Source organism: Streptomyces sp. NPDC026500 (assembly GCF_055567635.1).
The window spans coordinates 23,773-46,252 of the sequence record NZ_JBVHQB010000022.1 but is presented as its reverse complement, the minus strand read 5'-3'; the positions used below and the strand labels follow the sequence as shown (position 1 = coordinate 46,252).

The window sequence follows — 22,480 nt, the reverse complement described above, 5'->3', positions numbered from 1 at the left end:
GCATGGCCGAGCGGTTGCTCCCCACCCCGTCCCACACCATCGGCCCCTTCTACGGCCACGCGCTGCCCTTCCCGGGCTGCGGCGACATCGCACCCCAGAGCCACCCCGACACGATCACCCTGCACGGCCACGTCTTCGACGGCGCGGGCGCGCCGGTCCCCGACGCCCTGCTGGACTTCTGGCAGGCCGCGCCCGACGGCTCTCTCACGGGCGCCCCCGGCTCCCTGCGCCGCGACCCGTCGACGGGCGGCTTCCTCGGCCGCAACGGCGTCGACTTCACCGGCTTCGGCCGCGTCGCCACCGACGCCGACGGCCACTACGCGCTGCGCACGCTGCCGCCGGGAAATGCCGGACTGCCGTACATCGGAGTGTGCGTGTTCGCGCGGGGGCTGACGCACCACCTGTTCACCCGCGTCTATCTGGCCGACGGCGCGGACCCCCTGCTCGACGCGCTGCCGGCCGAGCGGCGCGCCACATTGATCGCGGCCGGGGGCCCGCTGCGGACGTACCGTTTCGACATCCGCCTTCAGGGCGAAGGCGAAACGGTCTTCCTGGAGTTCCAGTGACAGCTGCCGACCCCGTCGCGTCCGACACCGGTCTGCTCGCTCCCGGCCGGGCGGGCTCCCCGGCGTCGGCCGCGACGAGCGACACCGCGTATCTGCGCGCCCTGCTCGACGCGGAGGCCGCGCTGACCCGGGCCCAGGCGTCACTGGGCCTGGCCCCGGCCGAGGCCGCGACGGCGGTGTCCCTCGCGGCCGACGGCACGGACTTCGACATCGCCTCGATCGCTCTGCGCGCCCGAGGCGGCGGCAATCCGGTGATCCCCCTGGTCGCGGATCTGACGGCCGCCGTCGCCGCGGAGTTCGGCCCGTACGTCCACCGGGGCGCGACCAGCCAGGACATCCTGGACTCGGCCACCATGCTCGTCGCGGCCCGCACCCTGGACCTGGTCCTGAGCGACCTGGACCGGACCGGGCGGGCGCTGGCCAGGCTGGCGGAGGAGCACCGGGACACCGTGCTGCCGGGCCGCACACTCACCCAGCACGCGGTGCCGACGACCTTCGGGCTGAAGGCGGCGGGGTGGCGATCGCTGGTGCTCGACGCACGGGACCGCGTGCGCGCCGTGCGGTCCGCCCTGCCCGCCCAACTCGGCGGCGCGGCAGGCACCCTGGCCGCCTTCACCGCCTTCGGCGCGGACGACGTCCGGGGCCTGACCGCCGCCTACGCCCGTGAACTGGGCCTCGCCGAGCCCCTGTTGCCCTGGCACACCCTGCGCACGCCGATCGCGGACCTGGCCGGAGCACTGGCGTTCACGGCCGGCGCGCTCGGCAAGACCGCCGTCGACGTACTCACCCTCTCGCGCACCGAGATCGCCGAGCTGGCCGAGGGGTCCGGCGGCGGCTCGTCCGCGATGCCGCACAAGGCGAACCCGGTGCGGGCCACCCTCGTGGCCGCCGCCGCCCGGCGTGCTCCCCTGCTCGCGGCCACCCTGTACGGCGCGATGGCGGCCGAGGACGAGCGGCCGGCCGGGGCCTGGCACGCCGAGTGGGAACCGCTGCGCGATCTGCTCCGGCTGGTCGGCGGGGCAGCCCGCGACACGGCCGAACTGACCGAGGGACTGCGGGTGAACGCCGAGGCCATGCGTGAACACCTGGGCCTCACCCACGGGTTGATCGTGTCCGAACGGCTGGCCGCCGAACTCGCCCCGGTGCTCGGCCGGGCGGCTGCCAAGGACCTGCTGACGCGAGCCGCCGAGCGGGCCGTCGGCGAGCGGCGGCCCCTCGCGGACGTGCTCGGCGAGGAGCCCGACCTGAAGGACGTCCCGGGTGTCGACCTCGCGGACCTCACCGACCCGACCCGCTACACGGGCTCCGCCGGAGTCCTCACCGACCGTGCTCTGGAGCGACGTTGACCGTGAAGCTGCTCGACCACCGCACCGAGGGATCCGCCACCGCTCCCCCGCTGCTCCTCGGACCCTCGCTCGGGACGTCGTACGCCCTGTGGGACAAGATCGCGCCCGAACTGTCCGTCACCCACCGGGTGGTGCGCTGGAACCTCCCCGGGCACGGCGGCGCACCCGCCGACCTGATCGGCCCCGGGGCGACGGTCGCCGACCTGGCCGCGCTCGTGCTGAAACTGGCCGACTCCCTGGACATCGAGCGTTTCTCGTACGCCGGTGTGTCGTTGGGCGGCGCGGTGGGCCTGCATCTGGCGGTCCACCACCCCGAGCGGCTCTCGTCCCTCGCCGTCATCTGTTCCTCGGCCCACTTCAACGGGTCGAAGCCGTGGGAGGAGCGGGCCGAGCTGGTGCGCCGCGAAGGCCTCGGGCCCGTCGCCGCGACCGCGGACACCCGGTGGTTCACGGCCGGTTTCACCGTGCCGCGGCTGGTCGAGGACCACCGTGGCGCCGACCCGGGGGCGTACGCCGCCTGTTGTGACGCCCTGGCCGCGTTCGACGTCCGGGACCGGCTGGAGTCGATCACCGTACCGACGCTGCTGATCGCCGGGCGCGAGGACCCCGCGACGCCGCCCGCGCATCTGCGCGAGATCGCCGACATGGTGCAGGGCGCGGCGCTCGTGGAGATCCCCGGCGCCTGGCACCTGGCGCCCGCTCAGTGCCCGGAGGCCGTGCTGACGGCCCTGCGGGCGCACTTCTCGGCAGGAGGGGCCCGGCGCGGCATGGAGGTGCGCCGTCAGGTTCTCGGCGACGAGCACGTGGACCGTGCGCAGGCGCGTCAGAGCCCGTTCACGGCCCGGTTCCAGGACTTCATCTCGCGCTACGCCTGGGGCGAGATCTGGACCGATACGACGCTGACACGGCGCGAACGCAGCATGATCACTTTGACCGCGCTGGTGGCGCACGGCCACTACGACGAGCTGGCGATGCATGTCCGCGCGGCGCGCCGCAACGGCCTCACGCCCGAGGAGATCGGCGCGGTGCTGCTGCAGACAGCGGTCTACTGCGGGGTCCCGGCCGCCAATTCGGCGTTCGCGGTGGCCCAGCGGGTGCTGGCGGAGGAGCCGGAGGACGGTTCCACCTCGGGCTGATCCGGCAGGCGGGGCAGAGACGGTTTGGACTCCCCCTGCACACCTGACCGGCCCGACCAGGGGCTCCGCCCCGGGCCCCGCTCCTCAACCGCCGGAGGGGGCTGATCCTGCCGCTGCCGGTGTGTCGGGCAGCGGGCTACAGACCCGCCAGTGCCGCCTCCGCCTTCGCCACCAGGCCGTCCGCCCCACAGGCGCGCGCCAGTGTCAGGCCCTTGTTGAGTTCCATCACCGAGCGGGACGCGATGCCGTACTCGATACGGGCCGCCGCGTGTTCGTACTGGCAGGGAGAGGCTTCCAGGTACGTGACCGCCTGGGCCGCCAGCCGGACCGCGCGCTGGCCGGTTTCGAGGGCGGCGGCGCAGCGGAGCGCTTCGCCGATCGCCGTGTCGGTACCGAACCGCTCGGCCTGCCGGCGGGCGTCGCCTGCCAGGGCGGCGGCGCGTGACGGATCCTCAGTGGAGAGCGCCCGCGCGAGGTCGACGGCCCAGGGGGCGAGCACCGTGTTGTGGTGACCGCGGGCGGCGGCGGCCTTCTCCGCCGCCTCCAGTTCGTTGATGCCCTCCTTGGTGCGGCCGACGGCGAGCAGCAGACGGCCGCGCACGGAGCGGGTGTCGGGAAGGACGATGGTGGAGGGGTACGGAGGTCCGAAGCCGTAGCGCTCGGCGATCTCCGCGGCCTGCTGGACGTGCCCGCGGGCCAGCAGGGTGTCGATGAGCCCGCAGGTCGCCGACCAGTACAGGGGCAGCCCGCGTCCGACCCGTTCCGCGAGCCGCAGGGATTCGCGCTGGTAGTGCTCGGCGTCGGCGAGGCGGCCTCGCCTGCGGTGCGCGAGTCCGAGGTAGGCGTTGGCCAGGGACAGATGACCGCCGCTCCAGCCCGCCTTCACATAGGCCCGCAGGGCCTCGCTGAACAGGCTCTCGGCCCGGTCGAGCCGGTCCGCTTAGGCGTACGCGCTGCCCAGCATGAGGAGGAGTTCGACGCCCCACTCGGTGTCGGTCCAGGCGAGTCCGGGTGCGAGGCGGCCGTTGACGAGGGCCCGGTCGCAGAGTTCCACGACCTCCTCGGCGTTCTCGCCGCGCGTCATCGCGTCGAAGCCACGCAGTATGAGAAGCGCGCGCTCGGAGTTGTCGCGCCCGGTACAGGTCGTGACGAGTTCCGCGAGACCGCTGGAGTGGCCCGCTCGCTCCTCGCCCGCGTGGATGCCCTCCCACATGTAGTGCACGGCCTGGAGCCGCATCCGGGCGGGTCCCGGCTCCAGCCGCTCGACCTCGACGTCGACCGTGCGGACGGCCTCGTCCAGCTGGTTGTTGTGGAGCAGCGCCTGGGAGAGCCTGAAGACCGCGTCCACCCGTACGGTGTCTTCGAGGCCGGGCCGTTCGAGCGCGGCACGCAGATGACCGATGGTCGTGGACGGCGCGGTCAGGAGCGTGGCACAGCCCAGCTCGTAGAGCACCCGCGCGTGCACCTCGGGAAGCGGTGGCTCCTTCAGGGCGCGCTCCAGGCAGCGCCGGGCCGCGTCCGGGGCGCCGACGGCGAGGTGCTCGCGGGCGGCCTCGCGCATCTGCTCGACGAGTTCGGGATCGTCGTCCGGATGCACTTCGAGAAGGTGGCGGGAGGCCGCGGCCGCACCGCGTCCGGACTCGGTGACCGCCCAGGCCGCCTGACCGTGCATCGCCGTGCGCAGGGCGTCCGGGATCGAGCGGTAGACCGCTGTCGCGATCAGCGGGTGCACGAACTCCAGGTCGCCGTCCGGCCGCTGGCTGTTCGCGGAGCCTGCCGCGGTCAAGATACGGGCCGCGCCCAGCAGTTCGGCGCAGCGCGAGGCCTCGTCGTCCGGCATTCCGGCGAGTTGGGCGGCGAGGTCGAGGGAGATCCCGGTGCCGAGAATGGCTGCCGCCCAGGCGAACCGGGTGGCGTCGATGCCGAGTCCTTCGAGGCGGGCGACGAGTCCGCGGCCGCGGGCCGAACGGTTCAGGTCGCGCAGCTCGGCGGCCGAGCCCTCGCTCGGCTCCAGTTCGCTGTCCTGGACCTTGGCGAGCAGTTCGACCGTCTCGTACGGGTTGCCGCCGGTGACCGCCCACACCTCGCGGCAGAACGGCGCGTCGGCGTGCTCGCCGAGCGTGGCGCGGGTGAGTCCCTCGGTGGCGGCCGGGGTCAGTGCGCTCAGGGTGGAGATCGGACGGGCCGCGGCGGCCACCACGTCGAGCAGTCGGGCGCTCTCGCCGCTGACTCCGCCGGGCCTGCGGGCCACGACGACGAGGACGGACAGGTCGTCGAGCCGCTCGGCGAAGGCGGCGAGCCAGCGCAGGGTCTCCTGGTCGGCCCAGTGCGCGTCGTCGATGAGCAGGACGAGCGGCCAGTCCCGCTTCGCGAGCCGCCGCACCGCGGCGACCAGGCCGTCGCAGACGCCCTGCGGGTCGGGCTGCCGGTCGCCCGGTTCCGCAATGCCGAGGGCGGGGCCGGCGATGTCGTACCAGTCTCCCAGGTATTCGCGTGCCTCCTCCGGAAGCAGCGACACGAGGGCTGGCTGGAGTAACTGCCGTACGACGTTGAAGGGAACGGACGTGACGGTCTCGCCGCCGCGTGCCGACCACACCGCACAGCCATTGCTCTCCGCGATCCGGCGCGCCTCGGCGAGGAGGGCGGTCTTGCCGAGCCCCGCCTCGCCGCTGAGCACCAGCAGGGTGCCCGAGGTCGCGGAGTCCGCGCGCAGCGCGGTGATCGCCTCTTCGAGGGTGGCGACCTCCTCATCGCGCTCCCACAGGGAAGCCGAGGCGACCGCTCCGGGCCGTACCTCCGTCATCCCGCTACCTCCCCAGGTCGCCCAAACGACGTAACTGCAATGAGCCTAGCCTCCTGGAAGGCACGGTGGAGGCGGGACCCGGCAGCAGTTGCCGGAACGGGTGACGCCGATGCCGCGGAGGCGACGCCACCGGGCGCCCGACGGCCTCGGGCGAAAGTTGTCGACTGTCAACTGCGGGGAAAACAAAGACAATGTTCCGCCTTCGTCCAGACCCCCCGGGCCGGGATCGACTGCCCCCGCACGCCCCGGGAGGGACCGGCACGAGAGCCCCCGCGCGCGACTGTGACCTGCGCGCCCTCCGGTCCGGCACTCCCGCAGTTCCCTGCTCGCGGGCTCCGTGGGCGAGTTCATCGGGTGGTACGAGTTTTCGGCGTCCACGGCCGGTCCGCGACGGTCGTCGTGGCCCGCCTCCGCACTCCGAAGGCGACGGCCAGCCCGAGGCGTTCGCGAGACATACGCGCCCTTGGTACTGGCGTTCTTCATCCGTCCGGTGGGGCCGTTGTGTTCGTCCGGCTGCTCGACGGCCACCACCGCCGCCCCGCCCGAGCGCCTGGGCGCGCTGACCGAGGCGGAAGCCGAGGCAGAGCTCTCCGGGTGGGCCGCCTCCGGCCGAAGGTAGGCCAATCCCGGCTACATCCCGCACCAGCCCGTCCCGGACGGCTGGGCACGCCCGGTCCCGCCTGGCACCGGCGAGCCGGACCCCGACAATCCCAAGGAGAATGCGTGAACGGCGACATGGACTACGGCAAGCTCCCCCCGGAGAGCGCCGACCACTTCCACCACCTGGACGCCCACTTGGTGGCCACCGACACGCTCATGACGACGCTGGACAACATCCAGGCGACGATCGAGGCCAAGGCCATGATGTGCGCCTACGGTTCGGCCGGCGACGGCAAGACCATGTCGGTGAACTCGGCACTGCGCAAGCTCGCCCCCGACATCACCTACCGCCTGGAACTGCGCATCTTCATCTGGCAGAAGTTCCAGCGCATGTCCGAGGACGAGGTCCTCGCCACCCTGCCGGCGTTCCACTCCCTGTGGGCGGGCGTCGACCCGCAGAAGATCCGCGGCATCGACCGCGCCGCGGCGCACGGCAACTTCCGCAAACTGGGGCACCATCACCAAACACATGCTCAACGGCATGGAGCAGATGGGGCTGACCGAGGTCAACGACGAACTCATCAACTGGGCCTACAGCAAGCTCGGCGGCATGTAGCGCACACATGCGACGAAGCGGCGGCCCGACGATCAGCGGGCCGCCGTGAGCAGCAGCGCGCGAGCCGCAGGACAACCTGGCGGCCCCCGCGCGACCGGTCGGCGCGAGACGAGGAACGGCATGATCCCGGCTTGGCTGGCTGCGGCCGCGTGGAGCGCCGCAACCGGGGTACCGCACGTGCTGGTCACCCGCACCCACCTGTTGACGACCCGACTGGCCCGGGCACTCGCCGACGCACAAGACCAATGGGACGAGGCGGCCCGGCCGTCACCCCGTTCCGGTATCGGCCGCACCAGTGTGTCTCTGCACGGTGCGCCGGTACAGCAGCGCGCACCGTCGCCGGTGCGGCGGTTCTCAGAACGTTGTGCCGGTCGGAGCCTGCCGGAATCCGGCGGCGATCTCATAGTGGCGTGCGGGCACCGCGTTGGGGCCGACGCGGACGTAGAACTCCGGGAACTCCGGGCGCGCTCTGTCGCGGTAGGCGTACATCTGGCCCCCACCGGAGACTTCGATGGCGAGAATCGTCTTTCGGTTGTGTTCGATCACGCGTGGCTCGTAGGACGGCACCGGCTCCAGGTTGTCCCGGATCATGCCCACGACCTGGAGAACCTGCCTATCGACGTTCGCCCCCTCGGGCAGGCCCACGATCTGCAGGGGGTGGTCGGCTTTAACGAGCGCCATCAGCCGAGGAGGCGAGGGCATCAGCGCTTCCCGCGGCTCGTCTCCGCTACGCGGCTTCGGCTGCTCGGGGAACGCCTGGGGTGTCGCCCTGGATGGCGGGCAGCAGCGCCGCCCAGGCCAGGACCTCGACCAAGTGTTCGGCCAGCAGCCCAACATGGGGATCAGGCTGCACCAGGGCGGTCACCCGGCCGCGGTCGGTGCGTTCCGCCGCCCATTCGTGGTCGAGGCCGGTGAAGTCGTCGTCGATCCAGATCGCGGGCGCATCGCCGAGCCATGCGTCGGCGTGGTCGCGTTTCCAGAGGTAACCGTCAGGGTGGCTGGTGGTGATCTGCGGACGCGGGAGGTCGACGTACGGCAGAGGCGGCAGGCCAAGGAGCGGGCCGATGAGGGTGGTGGCGTCCTGACGCCAGCTGGTGCACCAGACAGGCGTGAGCAGGCCGGTCCGGATCACCTGCATCAGCAGGGGGCCGTGGGCGGGGTTGAGCCAGACCGTAACCGGGTCGTCGGCGCTCCGGCCGATGGGCACGACGTCGTGGCGGGTGTGGGTCGCAGGGCTGTCGCCTTCGGCGTCCGGGAAGGGTACGAGGACGCCGTCGATGTCGAGGAGCAGGTAGGGCGGCGGGCGCATCGGTGTCTCCCAAGGCAGTCGGGATGAGGGTCAGAGTTTGCGCGCGGTGATCAGCAGGGTGGTGGGCCAGAGGCCGTGGCGGGCGTCATGGAACTCCTTGGCAGAGCTGAGCCAGAGGCCCGCGTGGCCGAGGTGCTTCTCCCAGCGGTCGGCGTCGAAGTCCCAGCGCGCGATGGGCAGTCGGGTGCGGTCGGGGAGGGTGACATAGTCGCGGCGGGGCCGGTCGTCGGTGGTGGGGTGCAGGCCGCCGCGCTGGGGGTGCGGGACGGAGAAGGCGAGGGTGCGTCCGCGTGGGAGGTGTCGGGCGATGGCCGGGAGCAGGAGCTCGGGGGCGACGAGACCGACGGCTCCGAAGACGGAGTAGACGGCGTCGAAGCGTTCGTCGGAGGCTTGCAGGTAGTGCAGGGCGTGGCCGGCGACGAAGGTGAGGTTGTTCAGCCGGCCGTAGTGGGAGCGGGCCCGGCGGATCTGGAGGCCGACGAGGTCGACGGCGGTGACCTGGGCTCCGTAGCGGGTGGCGAGGTGGGCGGCGTTGTGGCCGGGACCGCAGCCGAGTTCCAGCACGCGTTTGCGGCGCAGGTCCGGGCCGAGGATCTCGGCGTTGGGTCCGCTGCCGGGCCGTGTGGTCCACTCCATCCTCGCGGGTACGGCCAGCGGCTCGGCGGGGGCGGCAGTGGTGCGCTGGAGCGCGTGGACGTACCAGGGGGAAGCCTGGGCAAGCACCTAGACCTCCAGGAGGTGAAGCACGTCGGTGAGGTGCCGTCGGACGGCGTTGATGTAGGCGGGGTCGGTGGCTGGGTCGTTGATCCAGCGGACGGACTGCTCCATGAACCACTCGACGGCCCACATGCGGTGCCAGCCCAGTGCCCACTTCTCGGCGGGCAGGCCCCCGCGTTCGGAGAGGGCGTCGGGGGTGCCGCCCTCAGTGACGTAGGTGTCCAGGAAGACCCGCATGCGCACGGGGTCGGGGGTGTCGAGGGTGCCGTGCCAGCTGGCGAGGTCGAGCAGTCCGGGGCCAGTGAAGGCGCGGGCGAAGTCCAGCAGCCGCCAGCCGTGCCGGCCGATGTGGAGGCTGGTGGGGTGGAACTCGGAATGCACCCAGCCGAATGGAGCCACCGTTGCACCGGCCGAGCGTGCCTCGGCGGCCTGGGCGATCCAGTCGAGCGCGTCCTCGACGTCGTCCGCATCCTGCCACCGCTCGGCCTTGCGGAGCCGGCTGAGGTGTTCCAGGGCCCGGCTCGGCAGGTTGCGCAGCCGCTCCCGGTCGATGATGGGCAGGGCGGCGGCCGTGCGGGCGCGATGCAAAACCACGGCGGCAGCAGCACCGTCGAGGTCGTCGGCCTCGCGTACGGCAACGCCGAGGTCCTCCAGCAGCATCCCGAGCCAGCCGTCCACGACCGCGGAGGCGTGCACGGCGGGCACCGGGACACCCCGGTTGTCCGCCAGCCTAAGCGTCTGGTCCTCGCTCTCGAACGGCCTCTTGGCGTACTTGAAGACGGCGGTGGTGCCGTCGGTGAAGGCCAGGCGCTCGACTCCGGACATGGACCACACGCGCACCTCCTCGCTCTTCGCGACGCACCGGCCGGTGATGGTCAGGAGGTTGTCCAAGAGGTCGGTGTTGAGAGTCGTATCCATAAAGGGCTCCCGTGCGGTGGGTGACGTCCGGGGCGGGTGAGGGAAGTCGGCCCGCCCCGGAGCCGGTGCTGAGTGGTGGTGCTACGCGGCCGGGGTCACGCGGTGGGCGTAGACCTGCTCGAGCCATCCGGCCTTGAAGGCCGCGAGGTCGTCGCGGAAGGCGCCCATCGAGGCACCGTAGGGCGCCACGACGCCGCCGGACTGGTCCGGCACGGACTGGCAGCCGTGCACGAGCCGTCCACCGAGGGCGGCGTGGGCCTTGATGGACTCGATACGGCGGTGCTCGTTGAACCAGCCGCCGTGGTAAACCTCGTCGAGCATGCCGCCCGTCTCGTCGTCCAGGTCGAAGACGACTGAGGTGGCGGCGGGGAAGAACCAGCACGGGCCGACATTGGAGATGCGCCCGTCCAGCTCCACCTTGTTCAGCGCCATCAGCGTGGCCGCCTCGCGCAGCATCCGCAGGTGGTCGGCGGTGATCTGCGGCAGGCCGACGCCGACGAGGTGCTCGTCGCGGAAGAGGAACGCGTACACCTCGTAGGCGGTGGTGAGGACGCGGGCGGCGTCCGCGCTGGACTCGGCATGGTTCTTGACGAACTCCAGCGCGAGCTGCTCGACCGCGCTCTCAGTGGTTTCCTCCACGCCCAGGAGCCGGGACTTCACCAGCTCCCAGTCGGCGACGAGCCAGGTGTGGGACTCGAAGCGGAAGAAGTACTCGGCCGGGTCGATGGCGATGCGCCGGCCGTCGACCTGGATACCGGGCAGGCGGCTCCAGCGCTCGTCGAACGCCTCGGGCAGTACGACCGTGATGGCCGCGGTGTCGATGGTGGTCACCGTGTCTCCGTCTCTGATCGGCCGGGCCCAAGGGCATAGGAGTGCCCGAACCCGGTGTGGGTGTACGGAACTTCGGGAGCCGCCCGGCCGAAGGGGAAGCCTGGCCATGGTGTCGGGCCGGGGCCGGGCGGCTGATGATTAGTGAACACGCCGTCACGCACAGTGGGTACGGTGGGAGGCGGTCGAAACGGTATACGCGGTTTACAGGACCGGAGTGGAGGCGATCGTGTGGCAGCGCAGAGAGAGCCCAACTCCCGCCTGCGCGACGCCATCGACGCCATCGGCTGCACGTACGAGGTCCTGGCGAAGGACATCCGGCGCATCGCCGCCGAGAATGGCGAGACCCTCCAGACCAACAAGTCGGCCGTCTCCCATTGGGTGAACGGCACACGTCAGCCCACCGGCCGGACTAGCCAGTACCTCGCCGAGGCGCTGTCCCGCCGAGCAGGCCGCACCGTCACGCGGACCGAGATCGGCCTCCGGACACCGGATGCCGAGGAGTTGGACTCGAACGAGCGCGATCCGGTCCTGGCCGCCACCGATCTGGGCCGCGCCGACGTCGAGCGGCGCCGCTTCCTCGCGGTGGCCGCCTTCACCACGGCCGGTGTCGCCATGCCGCTCGCCCACGACCACGAGGCCACCACCCGCATGCTCCGCGCCCGCACCGGCACGTCTGCGGTCGGAGCAGAGGACGTGGACGTCGTACGCCAGATCACCGCGGCCTTCAGCGCGGCTGACGAGCGCCTCGGCGGTGGACACGGCCTGACCACGGTCACCGCCTACCTCGCCGACACCGCCGCCCCCATGCTCCGGGGCCGGTACCCGAACGAAGCCTTACGCCGGGCAGCTTTCGCCGCCGTGGCCGAGCTCGCCTACTTGGCGGGCTGGAAGCACCACGACCTCGGCCAGGAAGGTGCCGCCCAGCGCTACTACCAGATCGGCTACCAGCTCGCCTGCGAAGCCGACCCGCACGGCCATGCCGCCTGGATGATGCGCGCCCTCGCCCACCAGGCACTCAGCCTCAAGCAGCCTCGCCATTGCGTCAACCTCGTCGAAGGAGCCCTCACCTGCGGCCTCGGCCATATCGATGGCCAGACCGAGGCCCTGCTCCACATCACCCACGCCCGCGCCTACGCCGCCACCGGCGAGAAGCCCGCCGCAGCCCGCGCCCTTCTCGCCGCCGAAGACGCCCTCCTGCGGGACGACGGCCCTCAGCCCACCTACTCCTGTGTCAGCGGCCCTGCTGCCGGCACCGTCGCCAGTCACACCGCCCGCACGCTGACCGACCTCGCCGACCACATCGGCACCGAGCAGCAACACCGCGACGCCCTGGTGCGCTGGGACCCCGAGAAGTACAAGCGCGTCCACGCCCTCACGTATGCCGACCTCGGTGACAGCCTGGCCGCCCAGGCCCGCGCCGACGAGGCCGTCGCCGCCTGGTCCCAGGCCCTGATCCTCATGCAGGGCATGACCTCCGACCGCACCCGCAAGGCCATCACCTCACTCCGCTCCACCCTGTCCGTCTACCAGCGCCGCAAAGTGCCCGGAGCCGCCGAACTCGCCCGCCGCGCACGCGGAGCACTGGCTTAAGCTGCCCACCAACCGGCCGACGAAGGGACCTCAGCCGTGGCTCAGCCGCAGACCGACGACCAGCCCAAAGCCTTGCCGCCCGCCCTCGCATCCATGACTCTGCTGGTCGCTGCCGTCATCGTCCACGACAAGGCCGCCAACCGGATCGTCCTCCTCCAGCGCAGCCAGAACGCCAAGTTCGCCCAGGGCATGTGGGACCTGCCGGTCGGCAAAAGCGAGCCCGGCGAGCCCATCACCGACACCGCCGTACGCGAGCTGTACGAGGAGACCGGCCTGACCGTGAAGCCAGAGTCACTCAAGGTCGCCCACATCATCCACGGCGCCTGGGGCGTGGAGGCCCCCAACGGCTTCCTCACCGTCGTCTTCACCGCCCACGAGTGGACCGGCGAACCCGAAAACCGCGAACCGCGCAAGCACGCCCAGGTCCGCTGGGTCGATGCCGACGCCATCCCCACGGATTTCGTGGACACCACCGCCAGTGCCCTCCGCCGCTACCTCGCAGGTGGTCCGGAAGTCTCCCTCGACGGCTGGCGATAGGAACGCCGATGCCCCTCATGGGACGAGACGTCAAACGCGCGAAGCAGGCCCGGCGGGACAGGCGCCTGCATGACGCGCCCCCGTACGGGCCCGTCGGTCACCGTGCACGAGGTGCGCACCCCCGATGACCTCCGTGACGTCCTCTCCGTGACACTGCCGCAGCCCAAGACCGGGACTGGCGGGCGGATATCATCGGCGTGGACAAGCTCTCCCTGCGGGCTGGCTACGACAGCTGGCCGCTCATCAAGGGCACCGGGTCAAGGCGGACTTCCGCGAGACCCGCAACTGCCGCGCGACCTGCGGCGGCGTCACCCCTTGCGTGACTAACTCGGCAGCCTCGAACCGTACTTGCTCCCGCTGAGCCCGTAGTTTCGCGGTCAGGCCACCCCCATCGGGATACCGCATGACACCGGGATGCGCCCGCCAGCGAGATCACCGTCACCCTAGGCAGTAGCGGAAGGCCGGACAGCTACCGTTGGGGGCGCGCTTGTTCGGCCTGTTGCCTCAGGGAGGAGAGATAGATGCGGTCGGGACGGCCCGCGAAGACGTAAAACAGCGACTCGGGGACGTAGCCGGGCCTGCGGAACCAGTTGCGTACGCGGTCTCCCTGGCCCTGCTCGTCGGCGATCTCGCCCAGGACACGTCGGTGTCCTCGTAGACGTGCGGCAGACGGAGCCGGCCGGCGGCCCGGCTACTCATGAACTCTGCAATCACAGAGCGGCCGTTGATGGTGGTGCTGGTGGCCCGCGCCTTGAGTCTGGGGCTTCCGTCGAGGATGTCGTTGACCGCGTTCGACATCTGTACCTGATGCCATACGTCCAGGATGGTGGCGAACTGCCCGGGCTTCGCGATCTCTTCGGCGAGGTACACCAGGAACCGGAGCATCAAGACGGCGTTGCGTGTGACCTCGACCGGGACTTGCGTGCCGAGTACTGCCAGGGCGCCTTCCCGCAGCAAGAGATCGGTGATGGCCACGGCTCCGGATCCGCGGGGTGCGACGTGGCAGGCGCTGAGCATGACCACAGGTGGCATGCGGTCGAGGCCGAGGTCCCAGTGTGGTGCGTCGCCGATGGCGAGCGCGGCGATGTTGCCGTCCATCGTTCCGTGCGCGCTGATGACGAGGATGTCGGGGCGGTGTTCGGCCACGGACTGCTGGAGGGCTTCGAGGGTGAGGGTCTCGGCCTGGATGACGGTGAGTGTGGCCGCTTCGGGTGCGGCGTTCTCGCGGGCGATAGGCCATCCCTCTCGGGAAATCCGTCCCACGGGGTCGCTGAGGGGGAGAGTAATTGTCAATATCTGTGGATGCGTTGTCCGGCCGCAGGGTCAGTGGGTAGGGGGCTGGTGACGTGGGGCCGGCTTGCGGGCCAGGATCTGAAGGCCCGCCGATGTGTTGCCGTTCATCGTGGTCACGGTGGTTCGTCGGGTGTCGATGGTCTCGAAACCGGCGAGCAGGGAGGTGAACCAGCCGCTCGGGTGGTGGCGGCACACTGCGCCGTCGCCGGTCTCGAACACCCCGTAGGTGCCGTAGGGCTCGGCGAACCTCACGTAGCGGTCGCGGTTGCGCTGGTCGTCTTGTAGCAGCAGGTCGCTGAGGTAGAGCAGTGCGCCGGGCTTGAGCACGCGGTGCAGCTCGCCGATCAGCAGCCGCTGTGCGTCGTCGCTTGGGATGCAGGTCAGCACCGCGAAGAGCACGACCACGTCGATGCTCGCGTCCGGGCAGGCCAGTGTCGGCGGCGTGTCCAGCACCGCGAAGCGCATCGCGGGGTGCAGGCTGCGGGCCCGGGCGATCATCCCCGGTGATGTGTCGACGCCGGAGAGGTTGTCAAAGCCCTGCTGTTCCAGCGCGTCCAGGGTTCGGCCGTAGCCGCAGCCGTAGTCGAGGATCGCGGCGCTTCGTTCGACGTTGTCCAGCCATGGTGTGTACAGCGGGTGCGTGAATCGCTTCGTCGTGGCGGCGGCGTCCCAGTAAGCGGTCTGGCTGTCGAGATCGGACACGTCGGATGCCTCCATCGGCGTTCGAAGCGGGTCCGGCGCGGACGAGGGCGACAAGGTGGGGTGCGTTGACCGCTCGCCAGCGTGCCTGGGCGGACTCGGCGAGCTTGAAGACCATGGCAAGCGCGGCGGCCGCGCTACCGGCGCCTTTGGTGACCTTGGTCCGCAGCCGCACCGTCGCGAAGGTCGATTCGATGGGATTCGTTGTGCGCAGGTGAACCCAGTGCTCGGCCGGGAAGTCGTAGAACGCCAGCAGCTCGTCGACGTCATCGGTGATCTTCTTGACGGCCTTGGGCCACTTCGCGCCGTAGGTGTTCTCAAATGCGGCGACAGCCTTGACTGCATGCTCGCGGTCCTCGGCGTTGTAGATGTCCTGCAGCGCCTTCCGCGCGCTGGACTGGGCCGACTTCGGGATCGCGTTGAGCACATTGGCCGTTTTGTGAAGCCGTAAAGAATCAACTTGTCGGTGTGTCTGGGCCTTCATCCGCGGCAGCGAGGAGTTCGTTGGCGGTGCGGTAGCGGGTAGTGGCCGGAGGTGGGAGGAGTCCGCCTTCGGCAAGCAGGGGCCGGATCTCGCGGACGACGTTCCCGATCGAGGACCTGCTCACGTTCCCCAGCACATCGGCGAGGACATCCAGGGTACACAGTTTCCGCAGGTAGAGGATCGCGACAACGACGCGTTCTCTGTCGCCGAGCTTCTGCGGGAAGACGCCGCCGCGGCTGCCCGGCTGGCGATCGGCGCCCCGGCGCTGGTAGGAGGCGCGTTCGACCTGGGCGATCTGGCGTGGGGCGAGGCGGCGAGCAAGCGCGTCCAACTGGGTGCGAGACATGCCGGTAAGCCGCGGTTGGGACAGGCTCTCCATGATCCGGGTGCGCGGCGGGGTCCTGTCGGTGTCGAGGAAGGCCATCAGCGCGGCCGCCGTGGTGAACCGGTTGGGGGCATAACCGGGCCGGTGGCCGTGGTCCTCCAGGACCCGACGGGTCTCGGCGACAAGGTGGCCGATGCAGGTGGGGGTCACCTCCAGCATGTCGCCCAGCAGCTTCATCGAGCAGACCTGGCGCTGGTAGAGGAGGGTGAGCATCACCCGGGTGGCGTCGTTGAACAGCGGCTTGGCCCGCTGATTTCCGGTTGCACGCCGGGCGCGTCCGCCGCGCTGCTCGCTGAAGCGTTCTTGGGCCCGGGCGGCCTGCAGCGGGGCCAACTCACTGCACAGGTCCGCGAGTTCCATGCCACCCAGCCCGGTCAGGCGTGGGTTCGCGAGACGGGTGAGAAGCTCGCGGCGGCGGTCGGCGACACCGTGTGCCTCGCCGGCGGGCGACACCTGTGGCGCGGAGGGTTCGGGCAGCAGGGTGTAGTTCCACTGGCCGTGAACCTCATGTCGGACCAGCGGCAGCGCGGCGAAGCGGTCCTTGCTGACCGCGATGCCGGTGGGGTAAGCACCGGGATCCAGGTGGGCCTCGACGCGCAGACCAGCCCGGGTGCGGGTGGCGGAGATCGTCTCGATAACGACTTCGTGGCTGGTCAGCGACCTGCCACGGTGTTCGATTTTGTTCCACATGCTTGTGCCCGGAGGAAAGTGACACACCGTGATCGTCAGGCCCGTCTCGGAGGCCAGGGCAGCCAGTTCGCTCTTCCAGACCCGGTAGCGGTAGCCATTGGAGCCGCTGGCGTCAGAGGTGATCAGCAGCCGTGACGCCTTCGGGTAGTCGAGGCTGCCGCGACAGCGCCACCAGCGGCGGATGGACTCCACCGCGAAGACCGACGTGTCGTGGTCGACACCGACGTTGACCCAGCCGGTGTTGCGGGCGATATCGTAGATCCCGTACGGGATCGCCTGCTGAACGTCCGGGCCGCTGAAGAAGAAGTGATGGTCCTCGACCTCGACCGGCTCACCCCTGGGCCGCCACTCGCGGCCGGCCTGGCTTCGACCACCGCCAGCCCCTGGCCATCGTGCGCCGCTTGACCAGCAGCCGGGGCCCACGGCTCCGCCCGGCGCGCAACACCCGTGAGCACGCCCGGTCCCCGGCCGCGTCCGCGCCGCCCTCCCGCCCCTCCTTCTCCTTCATTCAGCCAAAGGCAAAAGCGGTCGCAACGGGGATGTCAGAGCACCGACCACGCCCGCACGAGGGAGGGGACCTGCACGGATTCCGTGATGTGGGTGATCCTCGCGCAAGAGAAGTCGCAAGAGATCTCGCAGGAGAGGCGGCAAGAGTCGGTGCAAGAGATGTGGTTCGAACGGTAGTTCCGTCGGGCCGTGGCATCTTCGTACGGCTCTGATCGACGTTCAGGACGAACTCGGTCAGGTCCGCGCAGATCTGCGGACGCTCTTCCAGCGGGTGTCGTGGTCGACCGAACCGCTGGATGCGTGGGAGGCGCACGAGAACGCCTGGCGAACGTCGCCCCGTCCCTCCTCCGCCGGGCTGGGTCCCCAGGACGTGGCGGATAGCGCCCCGGCTCCGAGTGAGGGGGCGCGAACGCGCGGCGCTGATCGTCGCCCGCACGTACTGGAGCGGCCGCGCTCCGGATTCCCGTGGCCGCTGTGCGCGCGATCAGGTGCAGGACCCAATCACCAGCGAGTACGCCGCCGGCGAGAGGAGCCGGCAGGTGCGCCAGTTCCATCCGTCGCGGAACAGCGCACCGCCCCCTCCGGATTGCGCAGGCGGTAGGCCACCAACCCCTTGCTGCGCAGTCCCACTACAGCACCGATCTCCGACACGGTCAGCCCCTCGATGGACAAGCCGATGATGCGCAGGATCTGTTCCTCCCGCACGGTCAGCTGCGCAGGCCGCGCCGTTTCACCGCTGCGCATCCACGCCAGCGCGGGCCCGACTGCGCAACTCCGCCCGCACAGCCAACCCCCGACCAGAACGGATGCCACCACAACCACGTCAACAACATCACCAAACGACGACGCAGCTTTCCCTCCCTGCTGCGCGCTGCGCAGGGAAACTGCGCAAACGCACTGCACAACAGAAAGGGGGCTGCGCAATGATCTGCGCATTGCGGCGTCCGGTCCCGTTCACGGCACTACGTCACCAGCGCACCGCAAAGAGCGACTCCCCCACGCAGACGCTCCCCCGACCGCACGACGCCAGGTTCGAGGCCGGCGGGTACCCGCCGGCAGGGGCGCCAGATCCCGCGCGGCCACGGGATGCTCGGACACCCTCCCGATGTGGCGGACGAGAGCGCCCCGATCTGCTTTCCACCGTAGACACGGCCGCCCCGACCACGAGACCGACCACGAAACCCCCACCAGGTACATCGCTTTCCGGCGCCTCCCCCAACCACGGCTTCCGACACCCGACCACAGGGCACTCGCGACATCTCCCGGAGTGGCCTCCGGGGGAACCCTCTCATCCGCCTTTCACCCTGGGCTCATACGGTGGGCCCATGACGCAGGTAACTCCCCCCGGCTGGTATCCCGACCCCGGGCAGACGAATGACGCTCCCGCCACCGAGCGCTGGTGGGACGGTGAGGCATGGACGGACCAGGTCCGCCCCGTCGGGTCGGCGGCCGTATGGGGTACCCCGGCACACCCGCCGGAGGCCGGGCCGTATCCGGCGCACGCCCCGGGTGGCCAGCGGCGCGGGCTGCGCACGGGCATAGCCGTCACGGCGGCGATCGCCGTCCTCGCGGGCATCTGCGGCGGCGTGTACGCGCTGACCAACGACAGCGGAGGCGGCGGCAGCGCGGCTTCCCAGGGACCCGGCGGGTCGAACGGCCAGGGCGGACCGGGCGGACCCGGCGGCGGCCAGGGCGGCTCCGGCGGTCCGAGCGGTGCTCCCGGCGACTCGGGAGGCTCCGGTGGTTTCGGCGGCGGGACGCCGTCGCCCGGCGCGTCGGGTCAGCCGCATACCGAGGACGGCTACGCCACGGACGTCTACAACGGCATCAGCATCCCGGTGCCCGACGGCTGGACCGGCCAGGACGGCGCGGGCACGGCCGCGGTCTCCACCAAGGACACCTACGAATGCCCGGGCGACACCTCGCAGAAGTGCCAGCGCGGCGGCGCGTACTCGGCTCCGGCGAAGGCGCAGAAGCTGAAGTCAACGACGGCGGAGGCGGCGGCCAAGGAGGACATCTCCAAGAACGCCACCGAGTCGTACGGCAAGGGGTACGGCTCGATCACCTCGCACACGCAGCTCGCCTCGAAGGCGGTCACGGTGGCCGGTGAGAAAGGCTATCTGGTCCGCTGGAAGGTCGTGACGAGCAAGGGCGACGACGGTTACGTGGAATCGTTGGTCTTCCCCTCCCCCGCCGACCCCGCCTCGCTCGTCGTCGTCCGCTTCGGCGTCGACGTCAGCTCCAAGGCCCCCCAGCAGTCGATCATCGACACCATCACGAAGGGCATCAAGGTGGCGGCCGGAACCGGCAACGGTCAGAACGTCTAGGACCACCGCCGCTGGGCACCCCTGTCCCGGCCCTGCACGGACACCTCGGACACCTCGGACACCTCGGACACCTCGGACATGGATCGGCCGGGTGGAGCGCCCCTCCGCTCAAGGGGAACCCCACCCGGCCGGGGGTGCGCGCCGCCCCCGTCCCCACGGTGCGGCGCGTTACAGGCCGACGTCCGGTCATCCCACGGACGGCGGCCTGAGTCTTAAGTGAGGCCGAGCGTCGGCAGCACGACCGCCTCCACGAACCGTGTGAGATACGCCGCGTCCGCGTACTGGCCGTCCAGCAGCGGGCGCACCCGCAGGACGCCGAGCATCTGGGCCGGAATGAACTCCAGCGCCGGGTGGCCGGCGGCGACCTCGCCGCGCTCGACACCACGGCTGACCATCTGCCGCAGCTCGGCGACCTCGGGTTCGACGAGCGCGTCACGGAGCGCCTGCTGGAGCTCCTTGTCCTGCATCACGGCGTTGCCCAGGCCCTGCAGCAACTGCGTACTGTCCCGGGCCGACCATTCGCCCGCGGCCCTGGCCGCCTCGCGCAGGTCTCCGGCGAGCGAGCCGGTGTCGATCCCCGTGAACCGCGGACAGCGGTTGTTGCGCAGCGCGGCGGCCACGAACTGGGGCTTCGACTTCCACTGCCGGTAGAGCGTGGACTTGCTGCACCGGGTGCTGGCGGCGACGCCCTCCATGGTGAGCGCCTCGTAGCCGCATTCCCGGATCTGTTCGAGCACCGCGTCGTAGAACTCCTGCTCACGCTCGGGCGTGATCTTGGAGCGGCGCGAGGCGACGACCGTCTCCGGTCCGTCCGCGGCCTGCGACGTCATGGCGCTTCTCCTCGCTCGATCCGGCTCGGGCCGGTGCGGTCTTGCGCCCAGTGTAATCGATACGCGAGGGTACCGGTACGCATCCGTATCGGTACCCTCGCGTATCGGTACCTTTGCGTATCGGTACCCTTGCGTATCGGTACACTGCCGTATCGATGAGTCTCGGACAGGATCCACTCCTCCCGCACACGGAGGCCGAGTGGATCCTGTCCTGGGCTCACCGCGCACCACTCGACACCAGACCGTCAGCAAGGGGGCCGGGGATGGATTCCCGAACCGAGCCTGCAGATTCCGCATCCGAGTCCGCTTCAGAACCGGAGCCGCCCGACGCGGCCATACCCACGGCCGCGTCACGCGACACGGCCGCTCGGGCGCACCCGCAGCCGCACACGGGTCCGGATCCGGACGACACCGCGGCGCGCCCGCCGCTCCTGCGGGAGTTGCTGCTCGTCGCCGGGCTCTTCGTCGTCTACAAGGCCGGCCGTCTGCTGGCCACCGGCCACACCGACGAGGCCTTCGCCGACGCGCACCGCGTCTGGGGCTGGGAACGGTCCCTGCACCTGCCGGGCGAGGGCGCCGTACAGGCCACGCTGCTGCACAGCGACCCGCTCGTGCACATCGCGAACACCTACTACGCGACCGTCCACTTCCCGGCCACGGCAGCCTTCCTGGTGTGGCTGTATTTGCGGCGCCCCGCACACTACGTGTGGGCTCGCCGGGTCCTCGCCCTCGTCACCGCCGCCGCCCTGGTCGGGCACCTCACGTTCCCGCTCGCACCGCCGCGACTGCTCGCCGAGGCGGGTCTCGTCGACACCGGCCAGGTGTACGGGCCCACGGTGTACGGGGCCCACCCGGCGACCGACGCGTTGGCGAACCAGTTCGCGGCGATGCCGTCGCTGCACTTCGGCTGGGCGCTGATGGTCGCCATCGGCCTGATCACGGCGACCCGGTCGCGCCTTCGCGCACTGTGGCTGCTGCATCCCCTGCTCACCCTGCTGGTGATCGTCGGCACCGCGAACCACTACTGGCTCGACGCGATCGTCGCGACCGCGCTGCTCTGCATCGCCCTCGCCGTGGTCCATCCGCCGCACCGGACGGTGACGACCGTGGGGGCCGGCCAGGCGCGCGGGCGCACCGAGATCCCCGTACAGGATCTGCCCGAACTCGTGGGAGCGGGGCGATGAACCCGACGCTCGCCGCCGTCGTCCTGTCCCTCTTCTCCGCCGTCGCGTACGCCTCCGCGGCCGTCGCCCAGGAGCGGCTGGCCGCCCGGTCGGCCGGCTCGGGCACGCTGCGCCTGCTCGCCCGCGGCGCCTGGTGGTGGTCGGTGGCACTCAACGCCTCGGCCGCACTGCTGCACGTCGCGGCCCTCAAGTACGGCACGCTCACGCTGGTCCAGCCGCTGGGGGCGCTCACGCTCGTGGCGGCGGTGCCGCTGGGCGCGCGGATCGCCGGACGGCGGGTCAGCGCGGTCGAGTGGCGCGGCACGGCACTCACACTGATCGGTCTCGCAGCGCTGCTCGTCACGGCGTCCGGACCCGCGCCGGACGATGTGCTGAGCCTGCCGCAGGCGTTGGCCGTCGCGGGAACGACCGCCGTACTCATCGGCGGGCTGTCGCGCGGTGCGCGGCCGGGCCTGCGGCACGCCACGGCCTCCGGGTTCGCCTCGGGCGTGGCGTCGGCGCTCACCCAGACCGTGACGGTGGCCGCGACGGACCGCTCGGACTCGCTGCTGAGCGCCCAAGTCGTCGTGGTGGCGCTGCTCGTGGCGGTCTTCGCGGCCGGCGGACTGCTGCTGTCGCAGACCGCCTACCAGGGCGGACTCGGTGCCCCGCTGGCCGTCGTGACACTCGCCAACCCGTTGGCCGCGGCGGTGATCGGACTGTCGATGCTCGGCGAACGCCTCCAGGGCGGCTCGGCGGGCCTGCTGCTCGCGCTCACGGGGGCGTCGATCGCCGGGTGGGGCGTGGTGACGCTGTCCCGCTCGGCGCCCGAGCCGGCCGCGACCCCGGTGGACGCTCCCCTGGACGCCTTCATGGACAACGACGACCACCCGGTCGCCGCGGTGCTGGCGCTGGCGCCCGGATCGGCGGCGTACGAACCCTCGTTGGTGCCCCAGCAACCCAACTCGGGCCATCTCACGTCGCTGTAGGAACGGGCAGCTCGCATCACTGCGAACGGCCGGCTCGTACGACTGTGAAGGGCCGGCTCACGAGACCGGGAATGTCCGGCTCACATGACCGGGAGCGGCCGGCTCACGTGACGAGGAAGGGCCGGCTCACGTCTCCGACGGGAA

17 protein-coding genes and 4 pseudogenes are annotated in these 22,480 nt (G+C 70.9%); 8 read left to right on the top strand and 13 right to left on the bottom strand.

The window, feature by feature from the left end; translation table 11 throughout:
- Positions 1-2: 2 nt before the first annotated feature.
- From pcaG to pcaDC, 3 genes are read left to right on the top strand one after another with little or no spacing between them, the layout of a single operon-like run.
- Positions 3-566, top strand: coding sequence for a protocatechuate 3,4-dioxygenase subunit alpha (pcaG, locus tag ACZ4N5_RS32505; RefSeq protein ID WP_467760611.1), 564 nt, complete (start codon positions 3-5; stop codon positions 564-566).
- Positions 563-1,912 (top strand): 3-carboxy-cis,cis-muconate cycloisomerase, encoded by a 1,350-nt coding sequence (gene pcaB, locus ACZ4N5_RS32500; protein ID WP_467760610.1) that lies wholly within the window; start codon positions 563-565, stop codon positions 1,910-1,912. The genes pcaG and pcaB overlap by 4 nt, the downstream gene beginning before the upstream one ends.
- Positions 1,909-3,048: a bifunctional 3-oxoadipate enol-lactonase/4-carboxymuconolactone decarboxylase PcaDC gene (gene pcaDC, locus ACZ4N5_RS32495; RefSeq protein WP_467760609.1), complete on the top strand. Its 1,140-nt coding sequence runs from the start codon at positions 1,909-1,911 to the stop codon at positions 3,046-3,048. Before pcaB ends, pcaDC begins: the two co-directional genes overlap by 4 nt.
- A gap of 136 nt (positions 3,049-3,184) precedes the next feature.
- Here pcaDC and ACZ4N5_RS32490 read toward each other — a convergent pair.
- From ACZ4N5_RS32490 to ACZ4N5_RS32465, 6 genes and pseudogenes are all read right to left on the bottom strand, one after another.
- Positions 3,185-5,851, bottom strand: a pseudogene (locus ACZ4N5_RS32490) (ATP-binding protein).
- 1,570 nt (positions 5,852-7,421) lie between these two features.
- Positions 7,422-7,748, bottom strand: a complete 327-nt coding sequence (locus ACZ4N5_RS32485; RefSeq protein WP_467760608.1) for an AlbA family DNA-binding domain-containing protein — start codon at positions 7,746-7,748, stop codon at positions 7,422-7,424.
- A gap of 46 nt (positions 7,749-7,794) precedes the next feature.
- Complete coding sequence (locus tag ACZ4N5_RS32480) at positions 7,795-8,376, bottom strand: HAD domain-containing protein (protein ID WP_467760607.1); 582 nt, start codon at positions 8,374-8,376, stop codon at positions 7,795-7,797.
- A gap of 30 nt (positions 8,377-8,406) precedes the next feature.
- Positions 8,407-9,099 (bottom strand): class I SAM-dependent methyltransferase, encoded by a 693-nt coding sequence (locus ACZ4N5_RS32475; RefSeq protein WP_467760606.1) that lies wholly within the window; start codon positions 9,097-9,099, stop codon positions 8,407-8,409.
- Entirely contained in the window at positions 9,100-10,011 is a 912-nt protein-coding gene (locus ACZ4N5_RS32470; RefSeq protein WP_467760605.1) for a phosphotransferase family protein, read from the bottom strand.
- Positions 10,012-10,092: 81 nt separating this feature from the next.
- Positions 10,093-10,842 carry a hypothetical protein gene (locus tag ACZ4N5_RS32465; protein ID WP_467760604.1) on the bottom strand — a complete coding sequence of 250 codons (750 nt, stop codon included), beginning with the start codon at positions 10,840-10,842 and terminating at the stop codon, positions 10,093-10,095.
- A gap of 228 nt (positions 10,843-11,070) precedes the next feature.
- On the opposite strand from ACZ4N5_RS32465, the gene ACZ4N5_RS32460 reads away from it, so the two are divergent.
- Both ACZ4N5_RS32460 and ACZ4N5_RS32455 read left to right on the top strand, forming a co-directional pair.
- Positions 11,071-12,432 (top strand): tetratricopeptide repeat protein, encoded by a 1,362-nt coding sequence (locus ACZ4N5_RS32460; protein WP_467760603.1) that lies wholly within the window; start codon positions 11,071-11,073, stop codon positions 12,430-12,432.
- Positions 12,433-12,468: 36 nt separating this feature from the next.
- Entirely contained in the window at positions 12,469-12,969 is a 501-nt protein-coding gene (locus tag ACZ4N5_RS32455) for an NUDIX domain-containing protein (RefSeq protein WP_467760602.1), read from the top strand.
- A 261-nt stretch (positions 12,970-13,230) separates the two neighbouring features.
- On the opposite strand, the pseudogene ACZ4N5_RS32450 reads toward ACZ4N5_RS32455, so the two are convergent.
- The 6 genes and pseudogenes from ACZ4N5_RS32450 to ACZ4N5_RS32425 all read right to left on the bottom strand — a co-directional run.
- Positions 13,231-13,374 (bottom strand): annotated as a pseudogene (locus ACZ4N5_RS32450) (helix-turn-helix domain-containing protein); the annotation flags it as partial.
- Positions 13,375-13,473: 99 nt separating this feature from the next.
- Positions 13,474-14,232: a CHAT domain-containing protein gene (locus ACZ4N5_RS32445; protein ID WP_467760601.1), complete on the bottom strand. Its 759-nt coding sequence runs from the start codon at positions 14,230-14,232 to the stop codon at positions 13,474-13,476.
- Between the two features lie 60 nt (positions 14,233-14,292).
- Positions 14,293-14,964: a class I SAM-dependent methyltransferase gene (locus ACZ4N5_RS32440; RefSeq protein WP_467760600.1), complete on the bottom strand. Its 672-nt coding sequence runs from the start codon at positions 14,962-14,964 to the stop codon at positions 14,293-14,295.
- A 31-nt stretch (positions 14,965-14,995) separates the two neighbouring features.
- Positions 14,996-15,403, bottom strand: a pseudogene (locus tag ACZ4N5_RS32435) (transposase); the annotation flags it as partial.
- Between the two features lie 13 nt (positions 15,404-15,416).
- Positions 15,417-16,895: pseudogene (locus ACZ4N5_RS32430) on the bottom strand (ISAzo13 family transposase); the annotation flags it as partial.
- A 633-nt stretch (positions 16,896-17,528) separates the two neighbouring features.
- Positions 17,529-17,771, bottom strand: a complete 243-nt coding sequence (locus ACZ4N5_RS32425) for a hypothetical protein (protein WP_467760599.1) — start codon at positions 17,769-17,771, stop codon at positions 17,529-17,531.
- A 581-nt stretch (positions 17,772-18,352) separates the two neighbouring features.
- On the opposite strand from ACZ4N5_RS32425, the gene ACZ4N5_RS32420 reads away from it, so the two are divergent.
- On the top strand, positions 18,353-19,354 hold the full coding sequence (locus tag ACZ4N5_RS32420; protein ID WP_467760598.1) for a DUF2510 domain-containing protein: 1,002 nt from the start codon (positions 18,353-18,355) through the stop codon (positions 19,352-19,354).
- 212 nt (positions 19,355-19,566) lie between these two features.
- Here the strand turns inward: ACZ4N5_RS32420 and ACZ4N5_RS32415 are convergent, their stop codons facing one another.
- Complete coding sequence (locus ACZ4N5_RS32415; RefSeq protein WP_467760597.1) at positions 19,567-20,184, bottom strand: TetR/AcrR family transcriptional regulator; 618 nt, start codon at positions 20,182-20,184, stop codon at positions 19,567-19,569.
- Between the two features lie 263 nt (positions 20,185-20,447).
- Between ACZ4N5_RS32415 and ACZ4N5_RS32410 the strand changes: the two genes are divergently transcribed.
- Both ACZ4N5_RS32410 and ACZ4N5_RS32405 read left to right on the top strand, forming a co-directional pair.
- The gene (locus tag ACZ4N5_RS32410) at positions 20,448-21,368 is read left to right on the top strand and encodes a phosphatase PAP2 family protein (protein WP_467760596.1); all 921 of its coding nucleotides are present in this window, start codon (positions 20,448-20,450) and stop codon (positions 21,366-21,368) included.
- Complete coding sequence (locus tag ACZ4N5_RS32405) at positions 21,365-22,336, top strand: DMT family protein (RefSeq protein WP_467760595.1); 972 nt, start codon at positions 21,365-21,367, stop codon at positions 22,334-22,336. The genes ACZ4N5_RS32410 and ACZ4N5_RS32405 overlap by 4 nt, the downstream gene beginning before the upstream one ends.
- The last annotated feature ends 144 nt before the right edge of the window (positions 22,337-22,480 follow it).

Bases quoted from the DNA above. Each gene is read 5' to 3' on its own strand.
- ACZ4N5_RS32405 (WP_467760595.1), top strand. From the start codon at position 21,365: ATGAACCCGACGCTCGCCGCCGTCGTCCTGTCCCTCTTCTCCGCCGTC.
- ACZ4N5_RS32480 (WP_467760607.1), bottom strand. From the start codon at position 8,376: ATGCGCCCGCCGCCCTACCTGCTCCTCGACATCGACGGCGTCCTCGTA.
- ACZ4N5_RS32415 (WP_467760597.1), bottom strand. From the start codon at position 20,184: ATGACGTCGCAGGCCGCGGACGGACCGGAGACGGTCGTCGCCTCGCGC.
- pcaG (WP_467760611.1), top strand. From the start codon at position 3: ATGGCCGAGCGGTTGCTCCCCACCCCGTCCCACACCATCGGCCCCTTC.
- ACZ4N5_RS32425 (WP_467760599.1), bottom strand. From the start codon at position 17,771: ATGCGCAGCGGTGAAACGGCGCGGCCTGCGCAGCTGACCGTGCGGGAG.
- ACZ4N5_RS32410 (WP_467760596.1), top strand. From the start codon at position 20,448: ATGGATTCCCGAACCGAGCCTGCAGATTCCGCATCCGAGTCCGCTTCA.
- ACZ4N5_RS32485 (WP_467760608.1), bottom strand. From the start codon at position 7,748: ATGGCGCTCGTTAAAGCCGACCACCCCCTGCAGATCGTGGGCCTGCCC.
- ACZ4N5_RS32420 (WP_467760598.1), top strand. From the start codon at position 18,353: ATGACGCAGGTAACTCCCCCCGGCTGGTATCCCGACCCCGGGCAGACG.
- ACZ4N5_RS32470 (WP_467760605.1), bottom strand. From the start codon at position 10,011: ATGGATACGACTCTCAACACCGACCTCTTGGACAACCTCCTGACCATC.